Raw genomic sequence first — 16523 nt, forward strand, 5'->3', positions numbered from 1 at the left:
TGGAAATGGGATTTCAGTCAAAAATGTTATATTAGTTGTTATAACAACTCAGTCAAGCAACCGATGATCAAGTTAAAAGTCACCACGGTTGGGAACTCTGCGGGGGTGATTTTCCCGAAAGAGTTGATGGAGAAGCTTCGCATCAGTAAAGGCGATACTCTCTACGTTCTGGAAACGCCGAATGGCTTTGAGATTACGCCCTACGACCCTGAATTTGTCAAACAAATGGAAGTCGCAGAAGAAGTGATGTGCGAAGACCGCAATGTTTTGAGAAAGCTGGCTCAGTAGCGGTGTGAAGGAGCTAATCTGGATTCGAGATGAGGTAGTCGTCGCCATTCATCGCCGTCAATTGGCGGAACATGGTGGATTGGAGGGAATTCGAGACGAGGGGTTGGTTCAAAGCGCACTCTACCGACCACAAAATCTTCTGGCTTATTCTGAGTCGCCTCCTGACATTGCTTCTTTGGCAGCAGCTTACGCCTATGGGATTGTCAAGAATCATCCTTTTGTGGATGGGAATAAGAGAACGGCTTATGTGGTAATGCGGACTTTTCTCAAGCTCAATGGCTATGATCTTCAAGCGTCTAGTGAAGAAAAATATCAGATATGGATCGATCTCGCTGCTGGTAAGCTCTCAGAAGAAGAATTAGCTGAGTGGATTAGGAAGCATTTTTCACTGTCATAAGTGCATAATTAATGAACAGATATAGGAATTTTGGCGTTGCATAAATGCGGGATGAAATAAGATTTTTGACCAAAGCGAAAGATTGATTTTTGTGATTTGAAATAAAAAATGAGATTTTAACTCATGATATGGATTCAAAGCATAATTTTTCGCGCCTTTGCGCCTTTGCGCGAAACAGAAATCATCCCATGAATCAGCAACACCAGAATTTTTATTTACTCTTGCACATATCCCTAACTTCTTTGGCTTTGGGGTCATCGGGATGGTTGGCGAGGTAATCTTTGAGCCAGTCACAACCTCTTGCCAGTAAATCGGACAGTCCTCCGACTTTCCACAATCTAACTAAATCCTTTGTGGAGCCAGTAGTGAGATACTTGCCATCAGGAGTAAAGGCTATGCTTTCAATCGATCCTTGATGACCCTTGAATTCAGCAATGAGATTTTCCTTAAAATCCCACAATCGCGCTGTTTGATCGTCACCAGTAGCTAAATACTTGCCATCAGGACTAAAGGCTATACTCCAAACCCCGCTTTGATGACCCTTAAATTCAGCAATAAGATTTCCTTTTAAATCCCACAAACGGGCTGTTTGATCGTCAGAACCAGTAGCTAAATACTTGCCATCAGGACTAAAGGCTATGCTTTCAATCGATCCTTGATGACCCTTGAATTCAGCAATGAGATTCCCCTTTAAATCCCAGATACGGACTATATCAGAAACAGTAGCTAAATACTTGCCATCGAGACTGAAGGCGACGCTAGTAACCGAGGCTTGATGACCCTTTAATTCAACGATCAAATTTCCCTTAAAATCCCACAATCTGGCTGTTTTATCTTTTGAACCAGTAGCTAAGTACTTTCTATCGGGACTGAAGGCTATGCTCCTAACCGAGCGTTGATGACCCTTTAATTCAACGATCAAATTTCCCTGAATGTCCCACAATCGGGCTGTTGTATCATCTGAACCAGTAGCTAAGTACTTGCTATCGGGACTGAAGGCGACGCTAGCAACCGAGGCTTGATGACCTTGAAATTGAGCGATGAGATTCCCTTTTAAATCCCACAAGCGGGCTGTCTTATCCCATGAACGAGTTGCCAGATACTTGCCATCGGGACTAACGACTAAGCGGCCAAGAGGCACACTTAACTCTGGATCGCCCTTAAATTTAGTCACTAAATCCCCCTGGATGTCCCACAATTGGACTGTTCGATCCTCTGAAACAGTAATTAAATACTTACCATCGGGTCTAAAGGCTACGCTTTCAACCGAGCCTTGATGACCTTTAAATTCAGCCACTAAATTCCCGTCGATATCCCACAAACGGGCTGTTCGATCGTCAGAGCCAGTTGCCAGATAGTTGCCATCGGGGCTAAAGGCTACGCTCTCAAAAAAGCCTTTTGGACTTTTAAAGAAAACGAACCCCCCATCAAATATGCTTATTTGATCCCCTGAAACAATAGCTAAACCACCATTGGGGCTAAAGGCTACGCTATTAGCCAATCCTTGGAAATTCTTTAAGTCCTTTAAATCATCGATCAGATTCCCCTTTAAATCCCAGATACGGATTATATCAGAAACAGTAATTAAATACTTGCCATCGGGACTGAAGGCGACGCTAGCAACCGAGCCTTGATGACCCTTTAATTCAACGATCAAATTTCCCTTAAAATCCCACAATCTGGCTGTTTTATCTTTTGAACCAGTAGCTAAGTACTTGCTATCGGGACTAACAGCTACGCTCATAGCAACAATCCTTTCTTTGCTTTGAAAACCCTTAGATTCAGTCACCAAATTTCCCTTGAGATCCCACAAGCGGGCTGTGCCATCCATTAAACCAGTAGCGATATACTTACCATCGGGGCTAAAAGCTATGCTACTAACCGAGGGTTGATGACCCTTTAATTCAACGATTAAATTTCCCTTAAAATCCCACAATTGGAGTGTTTCATAATTTAAAACAGTAGCGAGATACTTACCATTGGGACTAATAGTTTTAAATTTCTCAAAAGAAGGAGTATCAGATGGAAGAGTAAAAGTATTTTTTGCCCTAATTTCTTGAAGAATTGTATGTAAACTATAGAGAGGGCTAATAGCTGGATAGTCCCCTATAATACGACCATCCTTTACTAAATTATAGAGACTATGCCCAGTTTCCATTGCCTCTAGTAATGACTCAATTTGCCCTTGACTACCTGCTCTAAACCTCTGCAAAATGCTTGTTCCTTGTCGTTCTAACTTTGTCCCCGCTAGTGCAATTTGACGTTCCTGTTCTGCTTGTCTTAATTTAACCTCAGCTATTTGTAACTGTTGCTCAATAGTTTGACGTTTTTGCTCTAATTCTTTTACCTCAGCTTGAGCAATTTCTATTTGCTTAATAGCCGTTTGACGTTCATTTTCTGCCTTAGCTAAGTCCAATTCAGCTTGTTTCCTAGCTTCTTCCGCCTTAAATTCATTTCCTTTAGCTAATAAAGCCTGTTGTTCGGCTTGCTTTTGTAACTTCAAAGCCTTATCTCGGTTTTTATTGGCTTCAGCGAGTTTTTTAGTAGCAGATTGGATTTCTTTTTCTTTATCTTGAATCTGCTTGGTTAAAGTTTCTTGCTGTTGATTTAATTGGTCATTGCCTAATATAAGCTGCTCATTATTTTGCTTTAAATCTTGATTAGAGTTAGCTAAGTTTTTATTCTGTTGACCTAAATAAGAGGCGAAAGCTGTTGCCATTCCCGCTAAAATCAAAGAAATAATTAACACCGCAGAACCAACCCGAATTCTTTGTTTAGCCTTTCTATTGGCTTCCGCTAAAATAGCTTTAGCTTCCCTTTCTGCTGCCGTTTCTAGCTGCTCACTCGCCCTTAAAAACTGATAATCTTCATCACCTAAACTTTTCCCTTTAGCCCATTCTTGAACTTCTTGTAAAGCCTTTCCTCTCAGCAAATAAGACTCATCCTGTTTATCAGATGCTAGCCAATATTTCATTGCCTCAGCATAGAAAGGAGGGCGTAATTTAGTTAACTCTTCATCTAGCCAATCTCGATTAAATATCTCTTGATAAATAGGATTATAAACGACTAATTGATTGCCTTGCTTGACGGCTAATCCTGACAGCTTTAAGTCCATTTGTTCGGAACTGCCATCAGCCGTTAAAGCTCCTTGCGCTAAAATCTGTTGATATAATCCCAACAACCGCCCTGCTTTTTGTTCGTTGTTGAGCAGGCGATCGCGTATTGTCCTTAAATGCTGTGGATCGTCTTGAAATTCCCAATTATCGAGAATGTAAGCTCGCACCAATTGTTGTATCTTATCAGCTTCTTCCCCGGCTAGAATTACCTCCCCTAGTTTAGTTTGCACAATTTGGCATAACTTTTGCGTCAGAAAAGGTTGCCCTCCCGTCCACTGCAAAATCTCTTGCAGAACTTGTTGGGGATTTTCTGCCTTTTCAACTAATCCTTCAGCCAAAATACCAGATTTCTCAAATTCTAAACCTTCTAGAGCAATAGCTCGTCCGATATTAAAAGGAGCTTGTTGCTCATCCTGCACTAAATCTGAAGGAGTTGCTACCCCCAGCAGAACAAAAGTTAACCGTTCATAGACAGAATTGTCCGCCCGTTGATTGCAACAAGCGCGAATTAAAGCAAAAAAATCATCAACTCGGAAATTTAGGCTGAGGACACTATCAATTTCATCAATAAAGATGACAATTCTTTCCGTATTAATATGAGCTAATATAACATCTTCCAGATATAGACGTAATTGCTGGAGTGGTGAGAGATGGTGATGTTCTGCTAACCAACTTTTGGGATTGAGTTGCTTGTTTAGTTTAAAGATGCGGTGTAATTCTGAAATAATCCCTCCGTACCACTTTTCAGGAGTTACGGCAGTTCTGCCGATATTCGTCAAATCGATCGCCCCACAGCTAACTCCTTCAGCTTTGAGTCGTTCCATCACCTTCACGCGCACGCTGGATTTACCCATCTGCCGACAGTTAAAGATATAGCAGAATTCCCCTTGTTTGAGGAATTCATACAAGTCTTCATCGGCTTTTCGTAATACATAAAAGGCGTTTGATTTTAAACTGCCGCCGACTTGATAGTCATAGGCATCAGGGCGATCTGAATTCATAATTCGAGGGATTTAATAAATAGATGTAGCAAAAAATAAGGAACTCATAACAATCTCTCTTTAAAATAATTTTGGTAGAGTTCACAACTAATTTTTACTTGATTTTGCTCAAACTCTACCAGTCCTAATCCCTGTAATTGATAACTCGCTTCTGGTTCTAACTTCACGCTTCCTTGAGAGCTAATGACCTGTTTGAGTGCTATTAAAATCGTAGGCTGATTGGTTGCTGTAGGGGTTGCAGATTCCTGTAAGTAATCCCAAAGGTGCTGTAGATGATTACGATAAATCCCATCAAAAGTCGCTGCGGTGTTTAACAAGTCTTTTAAGGTCATTTCCTCTTTGTAGAGGTGATAGAGTGCTAGTTGAATGAGGTGGGGATGTCCTCCCACCAGTTGTATCAGGGATTTAACTTCTCCATCTACAGCCCATTTGAGTCCATAACACTGTGCTAACTGCTGCACCTGTCCTGCGGTAAACTTGGGTAAGGGAACAGGAAGTCCGACATTAAAAGGGGATTGGTTGATATCAATTTTGATGTAGAGATCGGTCGAGTAAGCGATCGCCTGTCTCAGTTTCCCCCAAGTCTCTGGATCGTTTTGTTCCTCAAAGCAAGCTCGCAACAGAGCAAAAAATTCTTCCGCCGTCTGGGGATAAGGAAATAGCACGTCAATTTCATCGATCGCCAGGATTAGCGGCACATCCAACTGTTCTAGTAACTTTTGGAAGTAGTCAAAACAGCATTGTTTGCTCCCGTATAACTCGCTATCGCTGTCCCAATCATCCAACTGGGAGGAAAGTTCGAGTTTGCGGCTAACAGTGGCGCAAAACCAACGTAAAAAACGATCTAGGTCGTTGAGCTTGCCTCGATCTGCTTCTTTTCGCAAGTCGATATATACAGTTTTGTAGCCCTGTTTTTCCCCCGTGGCGAGAATTCGTCGCAACAGGGAGGTTTTGCCTATTTTCTTCGAGGCTTTGATCCTAACGAGGGAACTGGGTTTGAGAATTTCCTTATCGCACTGCTCTTGAATTAAGGTATGGGGAATATAGAAAGGAGAATCCAACGCCACTGGACGACCGGGAAATTCGGGTTCGGGTTTTCGCAAGCTGAAGCGATCGCGCAGTTCAGGCGCAACCTCATAGTCTTTGTGCGGAAAGTTAATGAAAAGCTCAATCAACTCGCTCCGATAGGAGTAATGCTCACCCTCGCCATTATTCAGTCCAAATATCTTGCAGATATTAGAAAGATGTTTTCTAACCGTTCCAGGTTCGATTTTTGTCTCAGAGGAAATCTCTAAATCTGTCTTACCTTCTAAAAAACCCTTTAATACGGGTTTTTGGTAGCGGGTTAGCTGTTCTAGTCTCTGGTTAAATTCTTCTCGTTTCATTTAGCTGTGATTATCCAGGTTGTCCAGTCTTAGGTTACTGACGGGTGATTCAGTCAGTTGGATCATGTATATAAAATCTAAGGATAATCTAAACTGGCAAAGAATCACTTTTTGGCTTTAGGGATGTAGTTTTGGCAGATTTGGCGCAGTTGATTATAGCAATCACGAATTAAGGCAAAAAAATCGCTCTCCGCCTCAAGTCAAACTCCATCTCTCTTTTAGCAAATAAAACAGCACAAATTGAGTTTGTGAATAAATTTGCACAAACCCTATCAACCGAAAAATTTTGTGCAAATTCTTGCTCACATTAAAGCATTAAATTCAGTAATAAATTAGTGAATTTAATGCTTGAGAATCTTTATTGTCAAAGATAATTTTCACAGTAAATAAAGACTAGATTGTCAATATCTGGTAAGCAAATCTATACTCAAGGATTTCTTATCTTAACTGAATATTTTTGATTAGAAAACTTAGATTGTGTTGAGGTGTTAATTATGGTTTCTCAAGCTACTATTGCTTCTGCCTTCAATTCTACCGGAACCAAAAACATTTTATTAGGAGGTTTAACAGTAGCTTCTACAGTCCTAGCTGCTATTTCTCAGCAAGCTTGGCTCACCATTGTTCCCATGATTTGTTTACTTCAGTTCAAGCAAAACCCATCCCAACACCTCCAAGCCTTTGAGAAAAACTACGAGGTCTTGATAGAAACCTTCAAGAAGGAGGTTAACGATGTAATTGCTCCTTTAACCGAAGAGCTTTCTCAGCAGAAATCAGTCATCAAGCCACAGCTTGCTGAAGGTGAAAAAGGTCGCCTCATCATTGTGATGGATGGCAACAACTTATACCACAGTGCAGGAGAAGAAGGAGTCAGAATCGACCATAAAAAACTGATTGCACAAATCTGCGAAAATGCTTCCCAATTGGTCAGTGTTTTTTACTTTACTTCTGTAGACTCTACCAAACCGCAAGAAGTGCGCTTCTTGGAATATTTGAAATGGCTCGGCTGTAAAGTCATCACCCAAGAAGTGAGCCAGAATGCGGCTGGAATTAAGGAGGGAAATCTGGATGCAGAAATCATGATTCAGATGGTACGCGCCTGCGAAATTAGCGACACAATCGCCTTATGCAGTGGTGATTCTGACTTCAAGCCATTTGTTCAGTACGTTAAGGAGAAAGGGGGTCGCGTTGAGGTTTATGGCTTTGACGTACAGACGAGCGAAAAGCTAAAACGAGTGGCAGATAAATACGTTGACTTGAAGACTTTGAAGGTATTCAAGGACAACCCAAAAAAGAGTAACGATCACCCCATTATCAAAATAAGAAATTAGTACTGAAGTTTCTTACTTCCGGGTTTTTGAAAGCATTTTTCTCCTCTGCGTTCAGGATGTGGTCGCATGGGTGCATATGTCAATTTTTGTAGCGAAATAACGATATCGTTATTTCGCTAAATCCATATTTCTTGCTTTAACGAAATCATCTTTGCATTGGGACGAAAACACGATATAAATAATTCGCCATAGAGCGTGGTTTCTTACATTGGCTTTGATGATAGTGTTTTGACCATCTGTTTGCTGGCTGGTGCGATCACTTGTTTGAGTTTACTTGGGAGCGGATTCGTCAAGCAACTTTTCTAAGTCACTCAATAGCCTCTCCAACTTCTTGCGTTTTTTATCGTCTTTCCACAACTGAGCTTGTTGTAAACGCTTGCCTATTTCTGCATAGCGATTGCTCAAGGTTTTGGAAGGTGTCGTTTCTGGCGTTGTCTCTGATGATTGCAGTTGTTTTATTAGTTCCCTAATTTGAGTTAACGACAGATTTTGAGCAATTGCTGAGGAGAGTACATCAGCACGCTGTTGCTCGTTTTTGACTCGTGCTATTGTTCGTGCCTTAGTAAATTCAAGCTGACCTTGGCGCAATACTTCTAGTACATCTGCTGGCAAAGAGAGTAACGGCAAGCGGCTTGTACGAAAGCTTTCCGCATTAAATTTACCAATGCCAGCCAAGATAATTTCAATTTCTTCAAGTTGACGGGAAACGTTTCCCGTCAATTCCAAATCACGTTTTTTCGCATTGGCAGCAACGTTTAGAATTGATTTTACGTCTTCAGTGCTGACATCCAGATTTATCGCCAGCAGTTCTAGTATCGCTTCCACTTCTTCTACTGGGTTGAGGTCTTCGCGCTGTAAGTTTTCGAGTAACGCGATTTGCAGAGCTTGCCGATCGCTCAGTTCTTTACTGACAATTGGGACTTCAGCTAATCCAGCCTCCTTTCCTGCCCTCAGTCGCCTTTCTCCAGCAATTAATTCATATTCTCCATCACCAAGCGGACGGACTAACAAGGGTTCTAAAATCCCATATTCCCTTACCGACTGCACAAGCTGTGACATTTTTTCGGGGTCGAACCAACGGCGTGGTTGTTTTTTGGCAACTCGAATTTTGTCGATGGAAATGGTAGTAGAAGCAGATGCCTCCACATCCATAGTTAATAAATCTTCAACGCCGCGCATCTTTGGGACTTCTAGGCGTTTTTTTGACATTACAGCTTCTCCATGCCTTGGGCAATCTTCTTTAAAACTGTAATTGCTGGATGCTTTGGGGCATAAACTGCTAGAGGTTGACGGCTCATTGCTGCATCAGCAAACGCAGTGGCGCGAGGAATTGCGGGATATACCTTAGCAAGGGAGGATAACTGTTGTTCTAAAGCTTCCAGGATTAGTTTATCTTGATTGGCATTGCTGTAAAGTGTAGGAACTATGCCTGCGATCGCCAGCTTAGGATTAACATGTTTTCGCACTTGTTTAATTGTATCGAGTAGCAATTCCGTGCCTTTGAAAGCTTTGAAGTGAGTTTGGATGGGAATTAAAACATGGGTTCCTGCTGTCAAAGCTAAAATGCTCAACACTCCCAAGGATGGCGGACAGTCGATGAGGATGAAATCATATTGATTGCGTATAGGTTCTAAAGCTTGCTTGAGACGAATTTCCCTCGCCATGACGCTAGCTAGTTGTAGTTCCACTGCACTTAGTGAAATATTGGCTGGTAATAAATCCATGCCATGCAAATCGTGATGAATTGGTAATGGCGTTTCTTCATTGAGAATGACATTACCAACAATTTGTTCAAGTTCGTGCGGTTCTAGACCCATAAAAGTTGTGAGACTTCCTTGTGGGTCCATGTCGATGAGAAGCGTTTTATGTTTCTTCAGGTGTAGTTGGTAGCCGAGGTTCATGGTGAGGCTCGTTTTCATGACTCCACCGGCTTGGTTGAATACTGCGATGACTTTAGTCACGGGTGTCAGGTAAGCTTGTTATTCTGTTTTACAGCATAGTTTAGGTTGAATAAATCAAATTGGGAAACTTCTGTGACAAATTTTGTCCAAAATAGTACTGACACAAAAACTCAGCAACTTCCAGCAGCATAGGAACAGATTCGGGAATCAAACCTGTGCCATATTGAGGCTTATAGCCTTCTATGAATTCTCTAGCTAATCTATAAGCATAGTAGGGAAAATCCTGATCAACAAAACAGCGTATAGCATACTCTAGTTTGAGCAGTTCACCGCTCTTGACAAAACGTACAGTAGTCCAAGAGACATTACGGTAATCGTCTCCTTGCAACTCATCGATTTGTCTCAACAGCTTACATAGGAATTGTTTCCCATCAGGAGTGGGGGATTCCAGGTAACGCTCCATCTGAGTAATGGCATCAGCAATCAGAGTTTTGTTCTGCTCCCATTCTTCAGGACTGAGATGACTGGCACAGTCAGCATCGTTTATTTGCTGCTGAACCAGTTTTGACATGTAAAGAGCAAATTGCTCTGCGGCAACTTCATCTTGACAAAGGCTTTTGATGCTAGTCAAGCGTGTGATAGGTAACGCCAACCTAAAATTTTCAGTACGAAGTTGTTTAGCTGTTTCAACCAATTTTTTTATTTTGGTAGCGTATGCTGACTGATGGCTTTTCTGTTTCATGGGGGTTTAGCAGTTTGCTGGATCTTGGCAGACTATTTTTTGTATAGACTGGAAACTAGACTAAACTTTTAGACTGAGGTATTGCTGCCCTTCTTTAGTACAGGACGCAAAGAAGGAGCGTTTTATCTCATAAATCTACCCCATAAAGTGTCAATTAGCTCCGACTCAACTCAAGTTACTGTCGAATAGTATTTATATAGCAGTACATTATTGTTCAAGGCTTGGTAATAATTAAAATATGGTTATCAATTTCTCCTCTGTAACGCTACCTCAGTCTGAAAACTTGAAGTTACATATCCTACTGTCACGTAATAATGAAGGAAATGTAATAGCTTCTGTTCTGGAATTCCCTAATACTCAGGTTGAAGCACCTACTACTGAACAAGCTGTGCAAGAATTGAAAAAACTTTTGTCAACTCGTCTTGAGAAGATAGAAGTTATGACAGTAGAAATTCAATTATCTCAAAACGAAGCAGAAAATCCTTGGATAAAATTTGCAGGTGTATTTAAAGACGATGCAGATTTTGCTGAAATTGCTAATAATCTCAGAGCAGAACGTAACGCAGTAGATGAAGATTAAAAAGCTGAGGTTTCGATCTAGATTGAGAAATGCAGGATGAGTCTTTATATACTCGACACAGACCATGTTTCGCTTTTACTTCAAGGAAACCAAGCCGTTATATCTAAAGTTGCTCAAGTTTATCCCAATCTGGCTATCACCATTGTCACAGTTCAAGAAATTTTTAACGGGTGGGTAGTCAAAATTAATGACCGGACTGAATCTGCTAACTTAGTAAACCTTTATACTAAACTGTGGACTACTCAAGAGTATTTCAAAGGAGTGAGAATACTCAACTTTGATACTGCTGCCTACACTTGTCACCAAGGTTTACTCAGAGAAAACCAGCAACTAAACAAAAAAAGGCTACAGAAAGATTTGCGAATAGCTGCGTAGGCAAAGCCCGCCGTAGGCATCGCTCTTTCAACGAATGCAGTGATGGTTACTCGTAACCAAAAGGATTTCTCTCAAATTCCCAATTTGGTGCTGGAGGATTGGACACATTGACTACATCCTCTGCTATCAATTTTGATATCAAAGCCGGAAATTACAGAACTAGCATTACTAATTGACACCTGCCAACTTCCGCAAGAAGTATTTTGCTCCCTACTCCATGTTTTGATTGATGCACCTCCCTACGGCTGTATGATGGTCGTTATTGGAAAATTGTATTATCAATAACGATTCGGTGAGCATTTATGCCTAACGAGCCAATATTTGGTGAGCTAGTTAAAGTCGAGTTGGAGGCGTGTTTAGATGCCCCGATCGCCAGATATTTTGACGCGCAGCTTGATAAAGACCCAGATGTGTTGGCGCAGCTGTTGGCAGATAAGCGTAACCCCAATACTCGACGGGCTTATGAAAAGGATTTGAGGGATTTCTTTCTGAAGATGACTTTATTGCCGCCAACTGGTGATAGCGTGCTGGAGTTTCTGCACTTGCAGCGAGAACAAGCGGTGATGGTGGTGTTGAAATATAAGGCGATGTTGATTAAATCTGGGCTGCGGGAGGCAACCATCAATCGGCGGTTGGCGGCGATTAAGTCCTTGGCGAAAATGGGGCGCAAGTTGGGAGTGTGCAACTATTCCCTGGAAGATGTGTCGGGGGAGAAGGTTAAGGCGTACCGGGATACGCGGGGTGTTGATAGCAAAGCGATAGCACTCGTGATTCAGCAGTTTGATAGGGAGACTTTAATTGGTAAACGCAACTATGCGATTTTTTTGGTGCTGTGGGGTTTAGCGTTGCGTCGGCAGGAGATATGTCAGCTAAATGTGGGTGACTTTGATTTTTATGGACGCAAGTTGAGAGTTTTGGGTAAGGGCAAGGGAACGAATGAAGAATACTTGGATATGTCCAAAGATGTGGCGGCGGCGATAGCGGATTGGTTAATTGCCAGGGGGGATTTGAATCCCAATTCACCAATTTTTACGGCGTTAGATTTTCATAACGCTGGGCATAGATTGACTACGGATGCCATTTATAAAATAGTGGCTACTGCTTTTAAGAAGGCGGGGGTTAAGAAACCCATGTCACCGCACAGGGTAAGACATTCGGCGATTACGGCGGCGCTTGATGCGACGGATGGGAATATCAGAAAGGTGCAGAAATTGAGCCGTCATGCAGATCCGCGAACGTTGATGATTTATGATGATAACCGGAATAAAGACTTGTGGGAGATGTCAGAATTATTGACGGGTATGTTGAAGGATTCAGAGTGAGAAAAATTAATAAATCGACTAATTATAGTAGATTAATCTTATCCAAGAACTGGTAATTAAATCTCTACGCATTTTGAGAAGAATTGGAAATGCCAAGAAAATCCCAGGTACGTTATCCAGAAAATTGGTCAGATATCGCTGTTGATATTAAACAATCTGTGGGCTGGCGTTGCTCTAAATGTGGCTTGCAATGCATTCGCCCAGGTGATGATACGTCCGAACTTTCCCGTTCTCTTAGAATGGCGCTAACATTAACAGTGCATCATAAAAATTTTCTGCCAGAAGATAATCGTCGAGAAAACTTATATGCCTTATGCACAGCTTGCCACCTCAGTTTTCATACGCGACGCAGGGGAAATGTATCGCCAGGACAATTGTCTTTATTTTGAGCTAGCGTGGCAAAACTAACTAGAGCAAAAACTTAAACGTAGTAAATTCGTTATTATTGAAAAGTTTGGTTTACCTATTTACGCGTATTTCAATCATGAAAAATCTACTCTAGCAAGTTTTACCACTCTAGATTTTGAGGTTGTTAACAGATATTGACTATGACTCCCTCCCGCGTGAGTTGGTAGTATCTTCCTAATTCCGTTTGAACTCCATATCGGCGAAGTGGTCTTGCAGTAGTTTGTGGACGAAGCGGTAGCGTCCACCAACACGCTGGAGTAATAAGCGATCTGTACTGTAGTTAAGGAACTTAGCATAGTTCCAGGGGATGTAGCCGCTAGACCAAAGAATTATACGTAAAATGAAGTGTTTAATAGCAGGTGTCCCACTTCTAGGTATCCCCACCAATAATCCCAATACTAAGCTAGAAATTAAGGCTTCATTTAAACTACTTTTATTTGATATAATTCGTTGAATCAAAAAAATTAATATTGTGGACGGTACAAAAGTAAATGTTGATAACTTTACCGTATTTTTAACTGATTGCCAAATTCCTTCGTTAGGAATAGTTTTATTTTCAATTTCTAGCCCAGACAGCCCAGACAGCCCTCCAATCAGCCCAAAAATCAGTCCAAAAATCAGTCCAAAAATCAGTCCAAAAATCAGCCCAGCCATCAGCCCAGCCATCAGCCCATCAATCAGCCCATCAATCAGCCCTCCAATCAGCCCAAAAATCAGCCCTCCAATCAGCCCAAAAATCAGCCCTCCAATCAGCCCAAAAATCAGCCCTGTTAAAGTTTGATGAAAAGAAAATTTTAGAGTTTCAATTGCCTCAATTTTATCTCCAATCATCCCATCAATCAGCCCTCCAAGCAGCGCTCCAGTCGAACCTCCAAGCAGCGCTCCAGTCAGCCCTCCAATCAGCGCTCCAGTCAGCCCTCCAATCAAACTATAAATCAGCACAAAAATCAAACTATAAATAATTTCATCAAAGTTATTTTTTAGTAAATCCGGCTGCATTCTTTCAATCAAAAACTCCGTTGATTCCTGCTCAATTAACACCTGTGCCAACCAACTTAACCAAAATTTTGTGTTTTTATGCTGAGGTTGTTTATCTTTGTAGGGGCGTTTGAGCATCCGACGGATATAAGCATCAAATAGATAAGCAAGGCGTTCTTTAGAAGACTTAATTGACTGCCAAGTGGGTACTGATATCTCTTGAGCAGAGAGAACAATAATATTTAACAGAAGTGGTATTCTGGATAATTCGGTTAAATCTTCATCCTGACTAATACTATCCCACAGGTCTACGTTATCCGTGTTTTGTAAGTATTGACGAACCTGTTGAGAAGTAAAAGGGCATAATTCCAGTGAGTTATTTAGTTGTAGTAAAGTTTGATAGCGTTGATACTCTTCTGTACGACTACAAATTACCAAAGGATTAATCCAATTATCAGGACGAAGGAAATCATTAATTTTTTGAACACACAGTTCCTGGCGTTCGGCTGCTAACTCGTCTAAACCATCTAAAATGGGTAAAATTTCTTGATTATTTATCCACTGTTTCGCTATCTCTTTCCGCACCCCATATTTCTCTTTTAGCTGGTCAACTAACCAATCCTTGATGCTTTGATTATCATTTTTCCAAGTGGGTAAAGAGAATAATACTGGTACAGCACATAATGGGTCAGAGTAAGCGCGTTTAACTAACTCCTCAGCTAATTTAAGGACTATAGTAGTTTTTCCGGCTCCTGGCTGTCCTAAAATTAATAATCTGCCAGCAACATCTGATTGGTCAAAAATTTGAATAATTTCTGTATTATTTAAATTAATTTTCGGTTGAGAACCTACCTTAACCTCCATCTGCCAAGGTGATTCAATATTATATGGGTTTTGCTTTGTATCTAGGAGAATATAAACTCGATTATGCAGCGAACTATTTATCCGACTTTCCACTTCCGTGCTGACTTGCTTTAACAATAGTTGTCGTACACGGTTTCTGGACTCAGATAATTTAGTAGTATCTCCTCGCCCAAGAGAAATATTCCAAGCAAGCGACTTTCTATTATCCTGAACTACTGTGTTGTTGTCACCCAGAACAGCTTGGTTATCATTACCCTGAACGGCTCGATTTTGATTTCCTTGAACTACATTTTGAGGTGTAGAACTATCAGCCTGTTGCGTTGAATTTGCATCAGGCTGTTGCGAATCAGAGTTATCAGGTAGCTGCTGACTCATAATTCAGTTCTACAATCCCAACAGGTGAGAACCAGCAGCAACACCTAACCAAGTTGCAACTTTCACAATAATCGGCTTGGCTATTGTCCAGACTTTCTGACCAGCTTCCACGCCCTTGCTTGTTTTTTCAAGTGTTTCTGCCACAGTTCCCAAACGCTCTAATGCTCGTTGCTTATTTGGTTCTTCTTTATCTGTGGCTTTCTTAGCTGCACTCAAGTCTTCAATTACTTCTTCTTTAGTGTCGGCTGGGAGTTCTGCGCCTTGAATTAAAGTTTCTAATTGTGCCAGCAATTTGACAACATCTTCTTTAGTGAGCGATTCTCCGGTGTCTGCACCCACTTGATTTTGTTGCGTCACTTGATTCCCATCACCAAGCACACCTTGGTTATTGTCACCTTGAGTTGCGCGGTTGTTATCGCCTTGCAAGTTTCTGATATCGCCGCCAACTGAACCACCAACTGAAAATCCACCGGGGTTGTTAGTCATAGTACCTACCTGTTCTACATTTGAATAATAACTAGGGCGTTGTAGTGCCTGGTTTACAAAAATTTCTAAACTACGAATTCTGCTATCTTTTTCTTCTAGTAGTAATTTAATTTCTCGCTCTGGCAAGCCTTTTATCTCGTTATAAGTAGTAACATATTCTGCACTTAGTTGGGACTTATCAGCCGCGATCGCTGTTTTAGCACGAAGCAAAAATTTATCTTCACCTCGTACCTCCATCCCTACAATTCGTAATTCTGCCTCTGGATGGTTTTCAGCTAACTGCTTGAACGAGATGGCGATCGCTCTTGGGTCAATTCCTTGGTTGTGGTAGAGGTCAAGGGTATCGAAAATTGGTTTAATGAAATCACCAAACTCCCCATCTGCAAACACTTCTTTGTTATTATCAGGTTTGCGGAGGGGGTCAGGGTTTTCTTTTGTAGGGAGTCGCATATAAACGTACTGACATCTCACCCCATCAAATTTGGTGTCAGTGCTAATACCCCAATCTTGGATGTATGCTCCCGTAAGATTAGAGCCTGTTAAATCAGTTCCATTAAGTTGTGCCTGTACTAACTTCGCTCTGGATAAATCTGCATCTTTTAAATTCGCTTTACTTAAATCTGTGCCAATAAAACTGGTATCTACTAAATTGGTATTGAGCCGAGATACGTGTAAAAACCTGCAAGATGGTCTGGAAAGCGTTGCTATATATACGTTCTAGTATTTCTGATGTCTAATGAGAATTTGTGCATGAATGCACTCGCACTTCTGACCCCATATTTGCTTTTCGCCTACCAAAGAGAATTATAAATATGTGCTTTTACCCATAAATTGACCAAAAAATGAATCATAACTTGACCAAAAGTTAACGTAATTTCAGGGTTTTCAAACAATCAACATTTCATCTTGTGAATCAAATAATGACCGCAAGTTCAAAATTTGCATCATAATGCGACCAAAAGTTTAATTCTGGCATT

General features: G+C 41.2%; 14 protein-coding genes and 2 pseudogenes. 8 read left to right on the plus strand and 8 right to left on the minus strand.

Annotated features, from left to right (window positions below):
• Positions 1-66 precede the first annotated feature (66 nt).
• Positions 67-288 (plus strand): AbrB/MazE/SpoVT family DNA-binding domain-containing protein, encoded by a 222-nt coding sequence (locus ACFFRD_RS02445; protein ID WP_392476286.1) that lies wholly within the window; start codon positions 67-69, stop codon positions 286-288.
• Positions 289-292: 4 nt separating this feature from the next.
• Positions 293-685, plus strand: coding sequence for a type II toxin-antitoxin system death-on-curing family toxin (locus ACFFRD_RS02450; protein WP_392476224.1), 393 nt, complete (start codon positions 293-295; stop codon positions 683-685).
• A 211-nt stretch (positions 686-896) separates the two neighbouring features.
• Here the strand turns inward: ACFFRD_RS02450 and ACFFRD_RS02455 are convergent, their stop codons facing one another.
• Positions 897-4802: an AAA-like domain-containing protein gene (locus ACFFRD_RS02455; RefSeq protein WP_392476225.1), complete on the minus strand. Its 3906-nt coding sequence runs from the start codon at positions 4800-4802 to the stop codon at positions 897-899.
• Between the two features lie 44 nt (positions 4803-4846).
• A complete protein-coding gene (locus ACFFRD_RS02460; protein ID WP_392476226.1) occupies positions 4847-6187 on the minus strand; it encodes an AAA-like domain-containing protein in 1341 nt (446 codons plus the stop codon).
• A gap of 494 nt (positions 6188-6681) precedes the next feature.
• Between ACFFRD_RS02460 and ACFFRD_RS02465 the strand changes: the two genes are divergently transcribed.
• Positions 6682-7515 (plus strand): NYN domain-containing protein, encoded by an 834-nt coding sequence (locus tag ACFFRD_RS02465; RefSeq protein ID WP_392476227.1) that lies wholly within the window; start codon positions 6682-6684, stop codon positions 7513-7515.
• A gap of 270 nt (positions 7516-7785) precedes the next feature.
• Here the strand turns inward: ACFFRD_RS02465 and ACFFRD_RS02470 are convergent, their stop codons facing one another.
• Genes ACFFRD_RS02470 through ACFFRD_RS02480 form a run of 3 tightly spaced genes read right to left on the minus strand, consistent with a single transcriptional unit; the run spans position 7786 to position 10158 of the window.
• On the minus strand, positions 7786-8724 hold the full coding sequence (locus ACFFRD_RS02470; RefSeq protein WP_392476228.1) for a ParB/RepB/Spo0J family partition protein: 939 nt from the start codon (positions 8722-8724) through the stop codon (positions 7786-7788).
• Entirely contained in the window at positions 8724-9476 is a 753-nt protein-coding gene (locus ACFFRD_RS02475) for a ParA family protein (RefSeq protein WP_392476229.1), read from the minus strand. The genes ACFFRD_RS02470 and ACFFRD_RS02475 overlap by 1 nt, the downstream gene beginning before the upstream one ends.
• 40 nt (positions 9477-9516) lie before the next feature.
• Positions 9517-10158 (minus strand): hypothetical protein, encoded by a 642-nt coding sequence (locus ACFFRD_RS02480; protein WP_392476231.1) that lies wholly within the window; start codon positions 10156-10158, stop codon positions 9517-9519.
• A 238-nt stretch (positions 10159-10396) separates the two neighbouring features.
• On the opposite strand from ACFFRD_RS02480, the gene ACFFRD_RS02485 reads away from it, so the two are divergent.
• The 5 genes from ACFFRD_RS02485 (at position 10397) to ACFFRD_RS02505 (ending at position 13617) form a co-directional block, all read left to right on the plus strand.
• Positions 10397-10738, plus strand: coding sequence for a hypothetical protein (locus ACFFRD_RS02485; protein WP_392476232.1), 342 nt, complete (start codon positions 10397-10399; stop codon positions 10736-10738).
• 36 nt (positions 10739-10774) lie between these two features.
• Entirely contained in the window at positions 10775-11113 is a 339-nt protein-coding gene (locus tag ACFFRD_RS02490; RefSeq protein WP_392476233.1) for a type II toxin-antitoxin system VapC family toxin, read from the plus strand.
• A gap of 302 nt (positions 11114-11415) precedes the next feature.
• Positions 11416-12435 (plus strand): tyrosine-type recombinase/integrase, encoded by a 1020-nt coding sequence (locus tag ACFFRD_RS02495; RefSeq protein ID WP_392476234.1) that lies wholly within the window; start codon positions 11416-11418, stop codon positions 12433-12435.
• An 89-nt stretch (positions 12436-12524) separates the two neighbouring features.
• The gene (locus tag ACFFRD_RS02500; RefSeq protein WP_392476235.1) at positions 12525-12824 is read left to right on the plus strand and encodes an HNH endonuclease; all 300 of its coding nucleotides are present in this window, start codon (positions 12525-12527) and stop codon (positions 12822-12824) included.
• A gap of 703 nt (positions 12825-13527) precedes the next feature.
• Positions 13528-13617 (plus strand): PT domain-containing protein, encoded by a 90-nt coding sequence (locus ACFFRD_RS02505; protein ID WP_392476287.1) that lies wholly within the window; start codon positions 13528-13530, stop codon positions 13615-13617.
• A gap of 588 nt (positions 13618-14205) precedes the next feature.
• Here ACFFRD_RS02505 and ACFFRD_RS02510 read toward each other — a convergent pair.
• The 3 genes and pseudogenes from ACFFRD_RS02510 to ACFFRD_RS02520 all read right to left on the minus strand — a co-directional run.
• Positions 14206-15060 (minus strand): annotated as a pseudogene (locus ACFFRD_RS02510) (NACHT domain-containing protein); the annotation flags it as partial.
• 9 nt (positions 15061-15069) lie between these two features.
• Positions 15070-15996 carry a hypothetical protein gene (locus ACFFRD_RS02515; RefSeq protein WP_392476236.1) on the minus strand — a complete coding sequence of 309 codons (927 nt, stop codon included), beginning with the start codon at positions 15994-15996 and terminating at the stop codon, positions 15070-15072.
• Positions 15997-16104: 108 nt separating this feature from the next.
• A pseudogene (locus ACFFRD_RS02520) lies at positions 16105-16254 on the minus strand (pentapeptide repeat-containing protein); the annotation flags it as partial.
• Positions 16255-16523: the final 269 nt, after the last annotated feature.

The organism is Nostoc sp. C110 (assembly GCF_043099725.1).
GTDB lineage: Bacteria > Cyanobacteriota > Cyanobacteriia > Cyanobacteriales > Nostocaceae > Nostoc > Nostoc muscorum_A.